At 35.8% G+C, this 18,080-nt stretch carries 13 protein-coding genes and 2 tRNA genes; 13 read left to right on the plus strand and 2 right to left on the minus strand.

All coding sequences use genetic code 11. From position 1 onward, the window contains the following. Positions 1–207 precede the first annotated feature (207 nt). Positions 208–375, minus strand: coding sequence for a twin-arginine translocase TatA/TatE family subunit (locus ACFZP3_RS00500; RefSeq protein WP_006013840.1), 168 nt, complete (start codon positions 373–375; stop codon positions 208–210). Between the two features lie 173 nt (positions 376–548). Beyond that, on the minus strand, positions 549–1,277 hold the full coding sequence (locus ACFZP3_RS00505; protein WP_386086563.1) for an ABC transporter ATP-binding protein: 729 nt from the start codon (positions 1,275–1,277) through the stop codon (positions 549–551). A gap of 148 nt (positions 1,278–1,425) precedes the next feature. Between ACFZP3_RS00505 and ACFZP3_RS00510 the strand changes: the two genes are divergently transcribed. The 13 genes from ACFZP3_RS00510 (at position 1,426) to ACFZP3_RS00570 (ending at position 18,078) form a co-directional block, all read left to right on the plus strand. Beyond that, positions 1,426–1,502: transfer RNA gene (locus ACFZP3_RS00510), tRNA-Arg, on the plus strand. 674 nt (positions 1,503–2,176) lie between these two features. Continuing rightward, entirely contained in the window at positions 2,177–2,551 is a 375-nt protein-coding gene (gene rpsL / locus ACFZP3_RS00515) for a 30S ribosomal protein S12 (RefSeq protein ID WP_006279787.1), read from the plus strand. A 5-nt stretch (positions 2,552–2,556) separates the two neighbouring features. Further along, on the plus strand, positions 2,557–3,036 hold the full coding sequence (gene rpsG / locus ACFZP3_RS00520) for a 30S ribosomal protein S7 (RefSeq protein WP_253307294.1): 480 nt from the start codon (positions 2,557–2,559) through the stop codon (positions 3,034–3,036). A gap of 21 nt (positions 3,037–3,057) precedes the next feature. Beyond that, on the plus strand, positions 3,058–5,130 hold the full coding sequence (fusA, locus tag ACFZP3_RS00525) for an elongation factor G (protein ID WP_253307295.1): 2,073 nt from the start codon (positions 3,058–3,060) through the stop codon (positions 5,128–5,130). A gap of 11 nt (positions 5,131–5,141) precedes the next feature. After that, positions 5,142–6,314: an elongation factor Tu gene (tuf, locus tag ACFZP3_RS00530; protein WP_264329094.1), complete on the plus strand. Its 1,173-nt coding sequence runs from the start codon at positions 5,142–5,144 to the stop codon at positions 6,312–6,314. Between the two features lie 13 nt (positions 6,315–6,327). Then, positions 6,328–6,400: transfer RNA gene (locus ACFZP3_RS00535), tRNA-Trp, on the plus strand. A 10-nt stretch (positions 6,401–6,410) separates the two neighbouring features. Continuing rightward, positions 6,411–6,620, plus strand: a complete 210-nt coding sequence (secE, locus tag ACFZP3_RS00540; protein ID WP_064125120.1) for a preprotein translocase subunit SecE — start codon at positions 6,411–6,413, stop codon at positions 6,618–6,620. Further along, a complete protein-coding gene (nusG, locus tag ACFZP3_RS00545) occupies positions 6,610–7,446 on the plus strand; it encodes a transcription termination/antitermination protein NusG (RefSeq protein ID WP_386086568.1) in 837 nt (278 codons plus the stop codon). Before secE ends, nusG begins: the two co-directional genes overlap by 11 nt. Before the next feature lie 2 nt (positions 7,447–7,448). Continuing rightward, a complete protein-coding gene (locus ACFZP3_RS00550; protein ID WP_253307298.1) occupies positions 7,449–7,889 on the plus strand; it encodes a 50S ribosomal protein L11 in 441 nt (146 codons plus the stop codon). A gap of 4 nt (positions 7,890–7,893) precedes the next feature. Then, on the plus strand, positions 7,894–8,547 hold the full coding sequence (gene rplA / locus ACFZP3_RS00555) for a 50S ribosomal protein L1 (protein ID WP_253307299.1): 654 nt from the start codon (positions 7,894–7,896) through the stop codon (positions 8,545–8,547). Between the two features lie 12 nt (positions 8,548–8,559). After that, a complete protein-coding gene (rplJ, locus tag ACFZP3_RS00560) occupies positions 8,560–9,078 on the plus strand; it encodes a 50S ribosomal protein L10 (RefSeq protein ID WP_253307300.1) in 519 nt (172 codons plus the stop codon). Between the two features lie 26 nt (positions 9,079–9,104). Beyond that, entirely contained in the window at positions 9,105–9,506 is a 402-nt protein-coding gene (rplL, locus tag ACFZP3_RS00565; protein WP_253307301.1) for a 50S ribosomal protein L7/L12, read from the plus strand. Between the two features lie 58 nt (positions 9,507–9,564). After that, entirely contained in the window at positions 9,565–18,078 is an 8,514-nt protein-coding gene (locus tag ACFZP3_RS00570) for a DNA-directed RNA polymerase subunit beta/beta' (RefSeq protein WP_386086572.1), read from the plus strand. Positions 18,079–18,080 lie beyond the last annotated feature (2 nt).

Consider the following 18,080-nt stretch of genomic DNA (forward strand, 5'->3'; position numbering starts at 1 on the left):
ATTTTTAAATTTTCACTACAAGACTTGTTTGTATGCTATATAAAGTGACCGCGAAAATTTCTATAAAGCATTTTAACAATATTAGAAAAATTATGAATTCAGAGGAAGGTGAAGCAGACGCAACAGCTTAAGCGGAAAGATTGAAAAATAATTGATGCTTTAAGTGAGTAACACGTACCTTAGTGCGTGTCACGAAGTATGAGGACGCTAACGATCTGGTTCATTAGACGATAATTTTTCTGAGTCCTTAAGCTCCTGTTTAAGGTTTTTGATGCCTTTTCCTAAATCACCCATAACTTGCGGTAATCTGCCTGCACCAAACAGAACTAAAATTATTATTAAGACTAGAAACAATTGCCATGGTCCTAAACTCATTTTCACCTCCATTTAAAATATTGACCTTTAAATATTAAAACTTGACTGAAGTCAAGTAACACATAGATTATATCACCTTTATTTAATTATAAATCAAGGTTTTTTAATTATTTTATAACAATTCCAAATTAGATTGTTTTCTTGCAGCGAATAAGTGGAAACTTTTCGCTTAACTATAGAGTAGAGGAGAGCTCACTAAAAAACTTTGCTAGCGTATCATCTTTAGGCCTATGGTATATATCGCTAGAAACTCCTGATTGAATAATTTTACCATTTTTCATTACGTAGATAAAATCTGCAACTTTCAATGCTTCTTGCGGGTCATGAGTTACCATTAGCACAGGGATATTTTTACTTCTAAAAAGGGACAATATATGTTGTCTTATTCGGCACTTGAGCAGTATATCCAAATTAGAAAATGGTTCATCTAATAACACAACATCAGGGTTTTGTGCCATCACTCTTGCTATTGCAACTAATTGTTGCTGTCCTCCAGATAAGGCGTTAGGGTACATATTTTCATATTTTTCTATATTGAGTAACTTCAAGATTTCCAATGCAATTAGGTGCTTTTCTCTCTTGGAAGAGCTGCGGATAGCAAAGGTTATATTTTCTACTACTGTTTTGTGAGGAAATAATGCAGAATGCTGAAAAATCAATCCGATATTTCTATGCTCTATAGCGACTGATGCCTTACTGCTTGCAACTAACCTATCATTTATAAAAATAGTTCCAGATTTTGGATTTTCTATCCCTGCAATTAATTTCAAAATTGTTGACTTGCCACAGCCAGAATGCCCCAATAAACATGCAACACTTCCTTTTTTTACTTTAATGTTTATATTGCTTAAAGCAAAGTCGTCTTGATTGTTATAGAAATAACCAATGTTGTTAACTAGCATTAATCTTACTTAAACCATGTTATTAAATATAATAGCATTATACTCAAGAAGTACAGAAATGTTTCTTGTCGTCATAAATTGGTTATGCAAGAAATCTAGAAAAGAGAAGGATTTTTTGCTATAACTTTACATAAATGGTAGGAAACACGGGACTATAGCTCAGCAGGATAGAGCGTTGGACTCCTAATCCGAAGGTCGTGCGTTCGAATCGCACTAGTCCCACCACATTGCTTCACAAATTTCATGGAGATTTTTTTTCACAAATACACACACCTATTCCAGTGTCAAGCACTGGAATGACAAGTTCTTGGCAACCCCTACGTCATACCGCCGCGGTATCTCTTAGCATAGATCCCGCTAACACGTAGCGGGATACTTGACCTTTACAGGGATGACGGTTGTCGTTTAGTTATAAATATTTAAGAAATTTACCAGGCAGAAAAAAAAGGCAAAGAACTCCCGTGGTGCGAGTTTTGACCCTATAATAATTTAAACTGGCGCTGTAATAATGTGCTAACGCTTAAAATAAGCGCGATTTGGCTGAATGTAGAAAAAATAAAAAAGACATGCAGCCGCTATAATTTTATGTAATCCGCCAAAAAACACCCTAAGTTTTTTACTGAATTTTGTCATTGAGCCTGCAGGTCAAAAACAAGTTTTGAGTCATGAATACCCTTACTATCATAATAAGGGGGCTGGCGGAGTTTGTCAAGGAAGTTTTTTGTTTCTACTGAATGACAGTTGTGGCTTGGGAGGTAGTGCAAGAAGTCTACTGATGGCTTTCAAAGCAGTTGAGCTTAATTATTAGAGTAGTAATGTTTATTTTTATATTGACTATTGAGGTTTATTATTTTATAACTAAAAACTTAGTTATTTTAATGAGCTTGAATTTATAACATATGCCTACGATAAATCAATTAATACGTAAGGGTAGATTAGGATTGACCCATAAGAAAAAGGTACCAGCTTTGGGAGAAAGCAACCCTCAAAGGAGGGGTGTTTGCACTAAGGTGTATACTACAACTCCTAGGAAGCCTAACTCAGCACTCCGTAAAGTAGCCAGAGTAAAAATTAGTGGGTATGGTGAAGTGACAGCTTATATACCTGGTGAAGGTCATAATTTACAAGAGCATTCTGTTGTTTTGATACGTGGTGGGCGGGTTAAAGATTTGCCAGGTGTGCGTTATCACATAATAAGAGGTGCCCTTGATCTGCGTGGCGTGCAAAATCGAAAGAAAGCTCGTTCAAAATATGGTGTAAAGAAATCTGGTTAAAATTTATGGCTCGTCGGAATAAAGCAAAAAAAAGAGAAATAAGTCCTGATTCGCGTTATGGCAGTGTTTTGCTGATGCGTTTCATTAATACAATCATGAAATGTGGTAAAAAATCTACTGCAGAAAAGATTATCTATGACGCTTTGTCTTTAGCTGAAAAGAAAATAGGCGAAGGTGGGTTATCAATTTTTGAAACAGCGGTAGGAAATGTTACTCCTTCTATAGAAGTGCGTTCTCGACGCATTGGTGGTGCAACTTATCAAGTGCCTGTTGAAGTTCGACAAGATAGAGCGATTTCTTTAGCGTTAAGGTGGATTGCTAAAGCAACTTCTGCTGCTCGAAAAAAGAGTGGAAAAACCACTGTTGATTGTTTGCAATCTGAAATACTGGATGCTTATAATAAACGCGGTGGTGCGTTTAAGATGTGCGAAGAAAAATATAAAATGGCTGAGGCTAATAAGGCATTTTCTCATCTTCGTTTTTAATGTTAGCTAATTAATTGTGATATGGAAATTGGGATATCTAAATACAGAAATATAGGAATAATGGCTCACATAGATGCTGGTAAGACTACCACAACAGAGCGTATTTTATTTTATACTGGTAAGCAAAATAGAATTGGTGAAGTGCACGATGGGGCAGCTTCTATGGATTGGATGGAGCAGGAAAAAGAGCGTGGTATTACAATCACATCTGCTGCAACAACATGTTTTTGGAATGATCATAGGGTCAATATAATAGACACTCCAGGTCACGTTGATTTCACTATTGAAGTTGAGAGATCTTTAAGGGTTTTGGATGGTGCAGTTGCTGTATTTGATGGAGTTGCTGGAGTTGAACCTCAATCTGAAACAGTTTGGCGTCAAGCTGATAAATATAGCGTTCCTCGTATCTGCTTTGTTAATAAGATGGATAGAATAGGGGCAAATTTTTATCGATGTGTTGATATGATAAAGACGAAGCTTGGTGCAGCACCTTTAGTCATTCAGTTGCCAATAGGAAGTGAGAAAGATTTCAAAGGTATAATTGACCTTATTTCTATGAAAGCCATTATATGGCAAGAAGAAACGTTGGGTGCTAAATTTTCTTATGAAGATATTCCTTCTGATTTGCTTGACAAGGCTCAAGAATATCGAAATCTTTTATTAGATGCTGCAGCTGAGATGGATGATGAAGCGATGAATACTTACTTTGAGTCTAATGATCTGCCAGTAGATTTACTGAAAAAATGCGTGAGAAATGGAACCATCAAAGGAAAATTTGTTCCTGTATTATGTGGATCAGCTTTTAAAAATAAAGGCGTACAACCACTTTTAGATGGTGTGGTTGACTTTTTACCTTCTCCTATTGATGTTGATGTAATTGTTGGAACTGATCCTAAAGATTCAGAAAAGAAAATTGAGATCAAACCTTCAGAAAAAGAGAAATTCGTTGCTCTTGCGTTTAAAGTGATGACGGATAAGTTTGTAGGCAGCTTGACGTTTATTCGTATTTATTCCGGTAAGTTAAAATCCAAATCCGCTGTGTTAAATGCGGGAAAAAATGAGACTGAAGGAATTGGCAGAATGCTGCTTATGCATGCAAATAACAGAGAAGATATAAACGAAGCTAAAGTTGGCGATATAGTTGCCTTAGTTGGATTAAAGAGAACAATTACTGGTGACACTTTATGTTCACCTGATTTTCCTATATTATTAGAGCGTATGGAATTTCCTGAGCCTGTTATTGAAATTGCTGTGGAACCTAAAACTACTTCAGATCAGGAAAAATTAGGTGTTGCTTTAAATAGATTGGTTGCAGAAGATCCTTCTTTAAGAATGTCAGTAAATGCGGAGAGTGGACAGACTATATTGAAAGGCATGGGTGAGCTGCATCTTGAGATTATTGTTGATAGAATGAAGCGCGAGTTTAACGTTGAAGCTAACGTCGGTGCGCCTCAAGTTGCATATCGTGAAACTATCACTAAATCTGTTGAAATTGATTATACTCATAAAAAACAGTCCGGCGGTGCTGGCCAATTTGCAAAAGTAAAGATTATATTTGAACCTCTTGAGCCTGGTTCTGGGTTTCAATTTGAAAGTAAAATTGTAGGTGGTGCAATTCCAAAAGAATATATTCCTGGTGTACAAAATGGTTTAGAGTTGATAAAAGAAGGAGGCATGATCTCTGGTTTTCCGGTTATTGATTTTAAGGCTACCCTTATTGATGGTGCTTTTCATGAAGTTGATTCTAGTCCTTTAGCTTTTGAACTTGCTGCTAAAGGTGCTTTTAAAGAGATGGCAAATAAAGCTGGTCCAAAAATGTTAGAACCTATAATGAAAGTTGAAATCATTACGCCTGAAGAGTATATGGGCGATATCATGGGCGATGTAAATAGCAGAAGGGGGCAAGTTTCAAGTATGGAAACGCATAATAGTAGCACTATAATTCTTGCTTTCGTACCTCTTGCGAATATGTTTGGTTATATAAATGTTTTGCGTTCTATATCTCAGGGAAGAGCTCAGTATAGTATGCATTTTTCTTATTATGAACAAGTACCACAATATGTGGTTGATGAGTTAAAGTTAAAGTATAATTAAGGGTAGTAATTATGACAGCAGTAGTGGAAGCATTTGGAAAGCCGCATGTAAATGTGGGAACAATAGGACATGTGGATCATGGGAAGACAACGTTAACAGCGGCGATAACAAAGCATTATGGAAATTTTGTAGCGTACGATCAGATAGATAAGGCGCCAGAAGAAAGGAAAAGGGGGATAACGATAGCAACAGCGCATGTTGAGTATCAGACGGAAAAAAGGCATTATGCACACGTTGATTGTCCTGGACATGCTGACTATGTAAAGAACATGATAGTAGGTGCAGCACAGATGGATGCGGCGATATTGGTAGTGTCGGGGGTTGATGGGCCAATGCCACAAACGAGAGAGCATATATTGCTAGCGAAGCAGGTAGGTGTTGGATATATCGTGGTGTATATAAATAAAGCTGATGTTGCTGATGCTGATATGATAGATTTGGTAGAAATGGAAGTGAGGGAATTGCTGAATAAATACGGATTTCCAGGGGATGAAGTGCCTGTGGTAGTGGGGTCTGCATTGAAAGCGCTGGAGGATGACAGTAGCGAATATGGAAAGAAATCAATAGATAAATTGATGGAAAAGTTAGATGAGTATGTGGCAGTTCCACCAAGGCCTGTGGATTTACCATTTTTATTGCCAATCGAGGATGTATTTTCGATATCGGGGCGAGGAACGGTGGTAACAGGAAGGATAGAGAAGGGAGAGATAAAGACGGGAGAAGAGATAGAGATAATAGGTCTGAAAGCGACGCAAAAGACGATATGCACAGGTGTAGAAATGTTTAAGAAGTTGCTGGATAAGGGGAGTGCAGGACTCAATGTAGGAATATTGTTAAGAGGAACAAAAAGAGAAGAAGTGGAGAGAGGGCAAGTATTAGCAAAACCGGGGACGATAACGCCGCATAGAAAGTTTAGGGCGGAGGTTTATATATTAAAGAAAGAGGAAGGAGGAAGGCATACACCATTTTTTGCGAATTACCAGCCACAGTTTTATTTAAGGACAACGGATGTAACTGGGAGCATAAAATTGCTAGATGGGAAGGAGATGGTAATGCCAGGAGATAATGTGAGTGTAGAAGTAGAATTGCAAGTACCGATAGCAATGGATAAGGGATTGCGTTTTGCGATAAGAGAAGGCGGTAGAACTGTTGGTTCTGGTGTTGTTTCTGAAATTTTGGAGTGAGAGTTTGAGTTATAGGAGTGTAGCTCAATTGGTAGAGCGCTGGTCTCCAAAACCAGAGGTTGTAGGTTCAATTCCTATCGCTCCTGCATTAATGTTGTGGTGAAAATGTTAAAAAGTTTGTGTGTTTTTTTCTATGATATAAAGCAAGAAATACGAAGAATTGCTTGGGTAAAGAAACAGGAGGTGTTGTCATCTCTATTTGTTGTGATGATTGTTATATTATGCTTTTCGATTTTCTTCTGTTTTGTGGATTTTATGTCTCTTTACGTAATTAAGGCTTTATTTGGAATTATTTATGGAATGTGAATATAAATGGTATATCATTAGAGTTGATTATGGATATGAGCAAAATATACGCGAATTGGTAAGTAATGCTGTTTATTTTAAGGAAGTGTTTATTCCTTATCAAACGGTATGTAATTCAAAGTCTGATATAAAAGAGTTATGTGAAGTGTATGTATATATGCATCTATGTGATGAAAGCAAAAATATTTTGAATCAAACGCCTGGATTCTGCAGTGGCGAATCTGGTGATTTTGAGATGATTTCAGATGATGAGATAAGTTTAAAGTGTAAAGAATTTAATAGATATAAATGGTATATCTTGAGAGTTGCTTCCAATTGTGAAGAGAAAGTGCGCCAACATATATTGGAAAATTCTATGAGATTGAGTGTTAATGGTTACTTTAAGGAAGTTTTTATTCCATATGAAGAGCTAAGTGAAGTAGAGTTGAAATCTAAGAAAATTGCTACACGAAGGAAATGCTTTCCTGGTTATGTCTTTTTATACGTGAATTTATGCGATGAAGTATTGAATTTTATCAATAATATACCAAAATCTCTTAAGGTTTATGGATTTTTGAAAAATGGTAATATTCCAAAGGTGATTTTGGATGATGAGATTCACTCAATGTGTAATGCACTTTATAATGCTCAAGAGAAAAAGAAGTTAGGTTATGGTTATGAAAAAGGTGAAAAAGTGAAAATTAATGATGGTCTTTTTCAAAATTTTACTGGTAAGGTAAATATGGTAAACGATGAGAAAAAAATTATTAATGTGGAAGTATCAATTTTAGGTAAGCCGACAATAATAGAGCTTGATCTGGCTCAAGTAGAGAAAATAGAGGATTAATTATGAGTGTTATAGTTGCTAAGATTAACTTACTTATGGAAGCTGGGAAAGCAATTCCAGGACCGAAAATTGCTTCAGTACTTGGTCCACGTGGTATACCTGTTCCTAAGTTTTGTGAAGCTTTTAATAAAGTTACTAGCGCTGCTAACGCTAATTATAAAGTAGGCGATTTAGTAACAGTGCGAATTTCCATAAAGGATGATCGCTCTCATGATTTTACTGTCAGCGGTCCACCTGTGGCTTATTTACTTAAGCAGGAGGCTAAATTAAGTAAAAGTTCTGGTAATCCTGGTAAAGAATTAGTGGCTAAATTACCTATGTCTGCTATAATTAAAGTGGCAAAGTGCAAGATGGTTGATATGAAAGTGGATAATGAAGATTCAGCAGTGAAAATGGTTGTAGGCACTGCAAAATCTATGGGTATAGAAGTTGTGGAAGGTTAGGTAAATGAATACATATAATGATAATCCTAAGCAGTGTTTGAAGAAGATTATTGAGTCTGCTTCAGCAAAATTTAATGAATCAGTTGATATTGCAGTCAATTTAGGCGTAGATTCACGTAAATCTGAAGAGCAGGTGCGTGGTACAGTAGTTTTGCCTAAAGGTATCGGGAAGAATATTAAAGTAGCTGTTTTCGCTCAAGATAAACATTTATTAGAAGCTGAAAAAGCTGGTGCTGATATTGCAGGAGGAGAGGATTTAGTTGAAGAAATAAAAAAGGGTAGAAAATTAGATGTTGATTGGTGCATTACTACTCCTGATTTTATGGCAAAAATCACTCCTATTGCAAAAATATTGGGTGCTAAAGGGCTGATGCCTAACCCTAAATTTGGTACTGTGACTTCTAACATTGCAGAAGCTATTAAAACCATTAAGTCTGGTCAGATAAAATTTAGAACAGATAAAAATGGTGTTATTCATGGTAAATTAGGAAATATTAAATTTGATATTGATGACTTGCTAGAAAATTTAAAAGCCTTTCTTAAAGTAATTAAAGATAATAAACCTATTTCTGCGAAAGGAATTTACTTTAAGGGTGTTTTTTTAAATTCAACTATGGGTGAAGCTTATAAGATAAGCAAAGTGGAAGATATAATTTAAGGGAGTGATACCGTGAAGCGTAAAAATAAGGATGAATTTATACAGAGCACAATAAACGTATTTGTAAATAATGATTTCTTGATATTAGTAAATTTTAAATCTATAAATGCTAATGATTCATTAACTCTGAGGAATAGCCTGAAGTCTATAGCAGGTGGGGTATTAGTAGTTAAAAACACTCTAGCGCGCTTGGCTTTGGAAAGGACTGGTAAATTTTCTTATTTATCAGGCAAATTTTCTGGTTCTGTTGCTATTATATACTCTAGTGGCATAGTAGAAGCTGCAAAGTTAATAGTTGATTTTATTAATGCTAACAAAGAAAAAATGTCTGTGATTTGCGCGGCTCATATAAATGAATTGTTAACAGTGGAAGATGTTAATAAACTGGCTAAGTTGCCTTCTTTGGATGAGTTGCGTGTTAAAATTATGCGTTTAATATCTTATGATATTCCTGCTCGATTGGCGTTGTCTATTAATTCATCTTCTATGAGGCTTATGAGAGTTTTGGATTATTATAGTTCTAAAAAATAAATTTGTTGTTAAGTAAGGTGGTAATTATGAGTAATGTAACAAGTGATTTGGTTGATAAAATATTATCTTTAAACCTATTAGAGGCTTCTGAACTTGTAAAAGTTCTAGAAGAGAAAATAGGGTTGCCTGCTGGTTCTTTTCTTGGTGGGGCTGTTGGTGCTGGGGCGCCTATTAGTGATAATGCTGCTGCTCCTGCTGCTCAAGAAAAAGCTGAGTATAAAGTTGTGATTAAAGAAATTGATGCGAGTAAAAAAATAGGAGTTATTAAAGCTGTGAGAGAAGTTAATTCTACATTGGGTTTAAAAGAAGCAAAAGAGTTGGTTGAATCTTTACCTAAAGATTTAACTGCTAATGTTCCTAAAGACGAAGCAGAAAAAATCAAGCAAAAACTTATTGAAGCAGGAGCAACTAAAGTGGAGCTTGAATAATATTTAATGTATTAATTTTATATTGATATAGCTCTTTTAATTAGTTTGGGGTATTTTAATGGTTGATTCTTCTTATATGTACGCTTCTGGTGCTTTTGTCCCTAGAGTTTCTTATTCTAGGTCGATTGATTTAAAAGATTCTTTATTGGATTTGGTTAAGGTTCAAAAAGAATCGTATGATTCATTTGCTCCTAAGAATAAGGGTAATGAAAGACTTGAAGTTATCTTTCATACAATCTTTCCAATAAATGATCCTTTGCGTAGGGCTACTATTGAGTTTATAAGTTGTAGGGTAGATGATCCTAAGTATGATGAATCTGAGTGTATAAAGCGTGGTGTAACTTTTTCTGCTCAGGTTATTGCTTCTATACGTCTTGTTGTTATGCAGGATGGTATTTCTCTTGATGAATATAAATCGATTAAAGAGAGTGGAGATCATTCTAAACTTGCAACCGTTGTAAAATCTATAGAAGAGCAGGAAGTCCACTTTTGTGGGTTGCCTATGATGACTGATAAGGGCACTTTCATCATTAATGGTGTAGAAAAAGTTATTGTCTCACAAATGCATAGGTCTCCTGGTGTATTTTTTGATAGCGATAAGGGAAAAACTTACAATTCTGGTAAATTGATCTATTCTGCTAGAATTATTCCTTATAGGGGTTCTTGGCTTGATATTGAATTTGATGTTAAAGACCATTTGTATTTTCGTGTTGATAGAAAAAGAAAATTGCCAATCTCAGTTTTGTTAAAGGCGTTAGGTCTATCAAATAATGATATACTCGATAGATTTTATGAGAAAATAAAGTATGTAAAACATAAAGATGGTTGGAAAGTGCCTTTTGTTCCTGATAAATTTAAAGGAGTGAGGTTGCCTTTCGACTTAATGGATATTGAAGGTAATGTGCTGCTTAAAGCTAACGTTCGTATCACCTCAAGACTAGCTAAAAAGCTATATGATAATGAATTGAAAGAGTATCTGGTTCCTTTTAATTCTATATGTGGTTTATTCCTCGCAGAAGATTTAATGGATAGTGCTAGCTCTACGAAAATTTTATCTGCTGGTGAATCTATAAAGCTGGAAGACATAAAGAAGCTTGAGTTATTGTCTGTGGATGAAATATCAGTATTGAACATAGATAATGTATCTGTTGGACCTTATATATTAAATACGCTTTTCTTAGACGAAAACATGTCTTATCAGGATGCGCTATATGAAATATATAGAGTTTTGCGTCCTGGTGAAGTTCCTGTTTTAGAGATAGTAGAGGAGTTTTTCCGTAATCTTTTCTTCAGTCCGGAATATTATGATTTGTCTAACATTGGTAGGTTGAAGCTTAACTCTTACCTTGGATTAAATTATGATGAGGATTTAACTGTTTTAACGTATGAAGATATTATTGAAATTGTAAAAAAAATAGTATTGTTACGTGACGGTCAAGGATCTGTAGATGATATTGATCATTTAGGAAACAGAAGAGTAAGATCAGTTGGAGAGTTTATAGAAAATCAATTTAGAACTGGGTTGTTGAAATTGGAACGCGCAATAGTTGATTCTATGTCCACTTCTAGTTTAGATAAAGTTTCTCCATCTGATTTTATTAATCCAAAAGTGTTAACTAATGTCTTAAGAGATTTCTTCAATTCTTCTCAATTATCTCAATTTATGGATCAGACTAATCCGTTATCTGAAATAACACATAAAAGAAGGTTGTCCGCGTTAGGTCCTGGCGGTTTAACAAGAGAACGGGCAGGATTTGAAGTGCGTGATGTTCATCCAACTCATTATGGAAGAATTTGCCCTATTGAGACTCCTGAAGGGCAAAACATAGGGTTAATCAACAGTTTAGCTATATACGCGCGTATTAATAAATATGGTTTCATTGAAAGTCCTTATAGAAAAGTAGTTAATAGGGTTGTTACTGATCAAATTGAGTATCTGTCTGCCATAGATGAAGGTTTATATTATATAGCTGATACCAGCGCAAAGCTCGATGAAAATAATTGCTTTGTTGATGATATGCTATACTGTAGATATGCTAGTAGTTTCATTATGGTAAGTAGTGATCAGGTGAGTTACATTGACGTATCTCCTAAGCAGGTAATATCAGTTGCGGCTTCCTTGATTCCATTTTTAGAAAATGATGATGCTAATAGAGCATTAATGGGCTCAAATATGCAACGTCAGGCCGTACCTTTATTGAAGCCTACCGCTCCTCTGGTTGCTACTGGTATGGAGTCTTTTGTAGCTTCTGGCTCTGGTGCTGTAGTTTTAGCAAAACGCGATGGCATAGTTGATAGTTCTGATAGTAACTCTATAGTTATACGTGCTTTTGATAAAGAAAGGGTTAACTACTTGGACGTAGATATTTATCATCTAAGGAAATTTCAGCGTTCTAACCATAATACTTGTATTAATCAAAGACCGCTAGTGTGCGTAGGTGATTATGTTAAAAAGGGTGATGTAATAGCTGATGGTCCTGCAATTAACAGTGGTGAGTTGGCGCTTGGTAAAAATTTGCTAGTCGCTTTTATGTCTTGGCAAGGTTATAATTTTGAAGACTCTATTATTATTTCTAGTGAAGTTGTTAAAAAAGATCTCTTTACTTCTATTCATATAGAAGAATTTGACTGTGTTGTACATGATACCCCTTTAGGATCAGAAAAAATAACTCGTGCTATACCTGGTGTTAATGAAGAAAATCTATATCACTTGGATGATAGTGGTATAGTGAAAATTGGTACAAGAGTTGGTCCAGGCTATATTCTGGTAGGTAAAGTTACACCTAAACCTTCTCTTTCATTGCCTCCTGAAACGAAGTTATTAATGACAATTTTTGGTGAAAAGTCATTCGATTGTGCAGATTCCTCTTTATATACATCTCCAGATGTTGAAGGGACAGTAATTGATGTACAAGTCTTTACACGCAGGGGGGTTGAAGAAAATGAAAGGGCATTACTCATCAAACAAAAAGAGGTAAATGACTTTGAGGAAGAGCGAGATTATATAATCAATGCTACTAGTGAATATTTCTATGATGAACTGAAGAAACTTCTTATTAATTCTGGTTCTCAAGATCGAGAAAAATTTGACTCTATTGAACGTGAGCAATGGTGGGGTATAGGATTAAAAAACCAACCCATTTCTGAGCAAGTTAAGAGCTTAAAAAAAGATTTTGATGAAAAAGTATCACATGCAATAGCACAGTTTAAGCGAAAAGTAGAAAAATTACATGAAGGTTATGACCTGCCTCAAGGTGTGTCGATGTCAGTAAAAGTTTTCATTGCTGTGAAACATAGTCTGCAACCAGGGGATAAAATGGCTGGTAGACATGGGAATAAAGGTGTGATCTCTCGAGTTGTGCCAGTGGAAGATATGCCTTATTTGGAAGATGGTACTCCTGTTAATATTATTCTTAACCCTCTTGGTGTTCCTTCACGAATGAATGTAGGGCAAATACTGGAAACGCATGTAGGTTGGGCTTGTAGAAAATTAGGGGAAAGGGTAAGTAATATTCTCGATGAGATCAATAAAATCAAAAGTGCTTTTTGCAAGGGAATTAGGTCCCTTAACGATGATAATTTTACACAATTTGCAGTAGCATACCTTGACAATAAAAAAATTGAAAATATTGATGATGATGAAATAATGGCTTCTGTTTTAAATACACCTAATAAAAATGCACTAAATGACGAGTTGAATGCGTTAGTAGAGAACTATTTGAACTCTTGTAAAAGTTCATACAGCAATTTACGTAATTTCCTGATTGAGGTTTATAGCTATGGTAGTAACGTATCTATCTGTAATGATATTCGTAATATTAGTGATAATAATCTCATTGAATTTGCACGTAAATTACGTGATGGCGTTCCTGTTGCTGCACCTGTATTTGAGGGTCCAAAAGATGAACAAATAGCAAAATTATTTGAACTTGCTGGTTTGGATAACTCTGGACAAGCTGTATTATATGACGGTTGCAGTGGTGAAAAATTCGACCGCAAGGTTACAGTTGGTTACATGTACATGCTTAAGTTGCACCACTTGGTTGATGGTAAAATTCATGCGCGTTCAGTAGGGCCTTATAGTTTGGTTACTCAACAACCTCTAGGAGGAAAATCTCATTTTGGTGGTCAGCGTTTTGGTGAAATGGAATGTTGGGCATTACAAGCCTATGGTGCTGCTTATACTTTGCAGGAAATGTTAACTGTGAAGTCTGATGATATTAATGGTAGAGTTAAGATTTACGAATCGATAATAAAAGGTGACAGTAATTTTGAATGTGGAATTCCTGAATCCTTTAATGTGATGATAAAAGAACTACGTTCTTTATGTTTAAATGTAGATTTAAAGCAAAATGATGTAGTGATTGAAGATATATCTCACACTAACATTGCACAACCTTTTAATGAGGTTAGCATATCGATTGCTAGCCCTGAAAGTATTAAGCGTATATCTTGTGGTGAGATAGAAGATGTTTCAACTGCAAATTATCGTACGTTCAAAGTTGAGAAAGGTGGATTATTTTGCCCTAAGGTTTTTGGCCCTGTCAATGACGATGAATGTTTATGTGGAAAATACAAAAAAAGAAGACACAGAGGTCGCATATGTGAAAAATGCGGAGTAGAAGTTACATCTTCTAAAGTAAGAAGAGAAAGGATGGGTCATATAGAGCTTGCATCTCCTGTTGCTCATATATGGTTTTTGAAATCGCTTCCTTCAAGAATTGGAGCATTATTGGATATGTCTCTCAGAGATATTGAGAATATTTTATATAGCGATAATTATATCGTGATAGATCCTCTTGTTTCGCCTTTTGAAAAAGGTGAGATTATTAGTGAAAAAGCTTATAATGAAGCTAAAGATAGCTATGGGATCGATAGTTTTGTAGCTATGCAAGGTGTTGAAGCTATAAGAGAGTTGCTAACGCGCCTTGATTTACATGAAATTAGGAAGGATTTAAGACTAGAATTAGAGTCTGTTGCTTCTGAGATAAGAAGAAAGAAAATTATAAAGAGATTGCGTATTATTGAAAACTTCATTAAATCTGGAAATAGGCCTGAGTGGATGATACTTACAACTATACCTATTTTACCACCTGATTTGCGTCCTTTGGTATCGCTTGAAAGTGGTCGTCCTGCAGTTTCTGATCTGAATCATCATTATAGGACTATTATTAATAGAAATAACAGGTTGAGGAAATTGTTGAGCTTAAATCCTCCTGAGATTATGATTCGTAATGAAAAAAGGATGTTACAAGAAGCAGTTGATTCTCTTTTTGATAATAGTCGTCGTAATACTTTGGTAAACAAAGCTGGTGCTGTTGGATATAAAAAGTCCATTAGTGATATGTTAAAAGGAAAACAGGGTCGTTTTCGCCAGAACCTCTTAGGAAAAAGGGTAGACTACTCTGGACGTTCTGTAATAGTTGTTGGTCCAACTTTGAAACTAAATCAGTGTGGATTACCAAAAAGAATGGCTCTTGAACTATTCAAACCTTTTGTTTACTCAAAGCTTAAGATGTATGGTATGGCTCCAACTATTAAGTTTGCTAGTAAGTTGATAAGAGCAGAAAAACCAGAAGTTTGGGATATGCTTGAAGAGGTAATAAAAGAGCATCCTGTTTTGTTGAATAGAGCGCCTACGCTACATAGACTTGGTATTCAGGCTTTTGAGCCAATCCTTATTGAAGGCAAAGCAATACAGCTTCATCCGCTTGTCTGTACGGCGTTTAATGCTGATTTTGATGGTGACCAAATGGCAGTGCATGTGCCAATTTCATTGGAAGCTCAGCTTGAAGCTAGGGTGTTGATGATGTCCACTAATAACGTTTTAAGTCCTTCTAATGGCAGACCGATTATAGTTCCTAGTAAAGATATAGTACTTGGTATATATTATCTGACTTTACAAGAACCTAAGGAAGATAATTTACCATCTTTTGGTGCTTTTTGTGAAGTTGAGCATTCTTTGAGTGATGGTACTTTACATATTCATTCTAGTATAAAGTATAGGATGGAGTATATTAATAGCAGCGGTGAAACTCACTATAAAACTGTTTGTACAACTCCTGGCCGTTTAATATTATGGCAAATTTTTCCTAAGCATGAGAATCTAGGCTTCGATCTAATAAATCAGATATTAACAGTCAAGGAAATAACTGGTATAGTTGATTTAGTATATCGTAACTGTGGTCAAAGTGCTACAGTGGCATTTTCTGATAAATTAATGGTACTTGGCTTTGAATATGCCACATTTTCTGGTGTTTCTTTTGGTCGTTGTGATCTGGTTATACCTGAAACTAAAGCTACACATGTTGATCACGCGAGGGGTGAAATTAAGAAATTCTCTATGCAATATCAAGATGGGCTAATAACTAGAAGTGAGAGGTATAACAAGGTTATAGATGAATGGTCTAAGTGTACGGATATGATAGCTAATGATATGTTAAAAGCAATATCTATATATGATGGAAATAGTAAGTACAACTCAGTGTATATGATGGTTAACTCTGGTGCAAGGGGTTCTACTTCACAGATGAAACAGCTAGCAGGAATGCGAGGGCTCATGACCAAACCTTCTGGTGAGATTATAGAAACACCTATAATTTCTAATTTCCGTGAAGGATTGAACGTATTTGAATACTTTAATTCTACTCACGGTGCGCGTAAAGGTTTAGCTGACACTGCGCTTAAAACTGCAAACTCTGGATACTTAACTCGTCGTTTAGTTGATGTGTCTCAAAATTGCATAGTTACAAAGCATGACTGTAAAACAAAAAATGGTCTTGTTGTGAGAGCTACAGTTGAAGGAAGTACTATAGTTGCATCTCTAGAGAGTGTTGTGCTGGGTAGAACATCTGCAAATGGTATATATAACCCAGTGACAAAAGAATTATTAGTAAAAGCAGGGGAATTAATTGATGAGGATAAAGTAAAGCAAATCAGCATTGCAGGTCTTGATGCTGTAAAAATTAGATCGCCTTTAACTTGTGAAATAAGTCCTGGTGTGTGTTCTTTGTGTTATGGAAGAGACCTTGCAACTGGTAAAATTGTTTCAATAGGTGAAGCAGTTGGTGTTATAGCTGCTCAATCTGTTGGAGAGCCAGGTACTCAGTTAACGATGCGTACTTTCCATATAGGTGGGGTAATGACTAGAGGCGTTGAATCCTCAAATATTATAGCTTCTATTAGTGCTAAAATAAAGTTAAACAATAGTAATATAATTATAGATAGAAACGGAAATAAAATTGTGATAAGCCGTTCCTGTGAAGTCGTGTTGGTTGATAGCCTTGGTAGTGAGAAGTTGAAGCATAGTGTACCTTACGGTGCTAAACTTTATGTGGATGAGAGTGGGTCAGTAAAAATTGGCGATAAAGTTGCGGAATGGGATCCTTATACATTGCCTATTATCACGGAGAAGACTGGTACAGTGTCTTATCAGGACTTAAAAGATGGAATTTCGATCACTGAAGTGATGGATGAATCTACAGGAATATCAAGCAAAGTAGTAAAAGACTGGAAATTGCATTCTGGTGGAGCTAGTTTACGTCCTCGTATTGTGCTGCTTGACGATAATGGTGAAGTAATGACACTCGCAAGTGGCGTTGAAGCATGTTATTTTATACCAATTGGTGCAGTGCTCAATGTACAAAATGGCCAGAAGGTTCATGCAGGTGATGTTATTACAAGAACACCAAGAGAGTCAGTTAAAACTCGTGATATTACTGGTGGTTTACCGAGGGTTATAGAGTTATTTGAAGCACGTCGTCCTAAAGAGCATGCTATTGTTAGTGAGATAGATGGCTATGTAGCGTTTTCTGAAAAAGACCGTAGAGGAAAACGCAGTATATTAATTAAACCTGTAGATGAACAAATTTCTCCAGTTGAATATTTGGTATCAAGAAGTAAGCATGTAATAGTCAATGAAGGTGATTTTGTACGTAAAGGTGATCTATTGATGGATGGTGACCCTGATCTCCATGATATTTTACGTGTGCTTGGGTTAGAAGCTTTAGCGCACTATATGATTTCTGAAATACAGCAAGTTTATAGATTGCAGGGTGTTCGTATAGACAACAAGCATTTAGAGGTGATCTTAAAACAAATGCTACAAAAAGTGGAAATTACTGATCCTGGTGATACTATGTACTTGGTTGGCGAAAGCATTGACAAGCTGGAAGTTGATAGGGAAAATGATGCTATGAGTAACTCTGGCAAACGGCCTGCTCATTATCTTCCTATTCTGCAGGGGATTACTAGGGCAAGTCTTGAAACTAGCTCCTTTATTTCTGCTGCTTCTTTCCAAGAGACAACAAAAGTACTTACAGAAGCAGCATTCTGCGGGAAGAGTGATCCTTTAAGTGGATTAAAAGAAAATGTTATAGTAGGAAGATTAATTCCTGCTGGTACAGGTTTGATTATGAATAAGATCAGAGCACTTTCACTTTGTGATAATATAGATAAATATGAAAAATATTTTGATATTGAAACTTATGACGAGAAATGGTTTATGGATAATAATTGTCATTTACACTCTGGTGAGGAAGAGAGCGTAGTGGCATATGATCAGTCGAATTGAGT

This window comes from Wolbachia endosymbiont (group A) of Norellia spinipes, assembly GCF_964273535.1.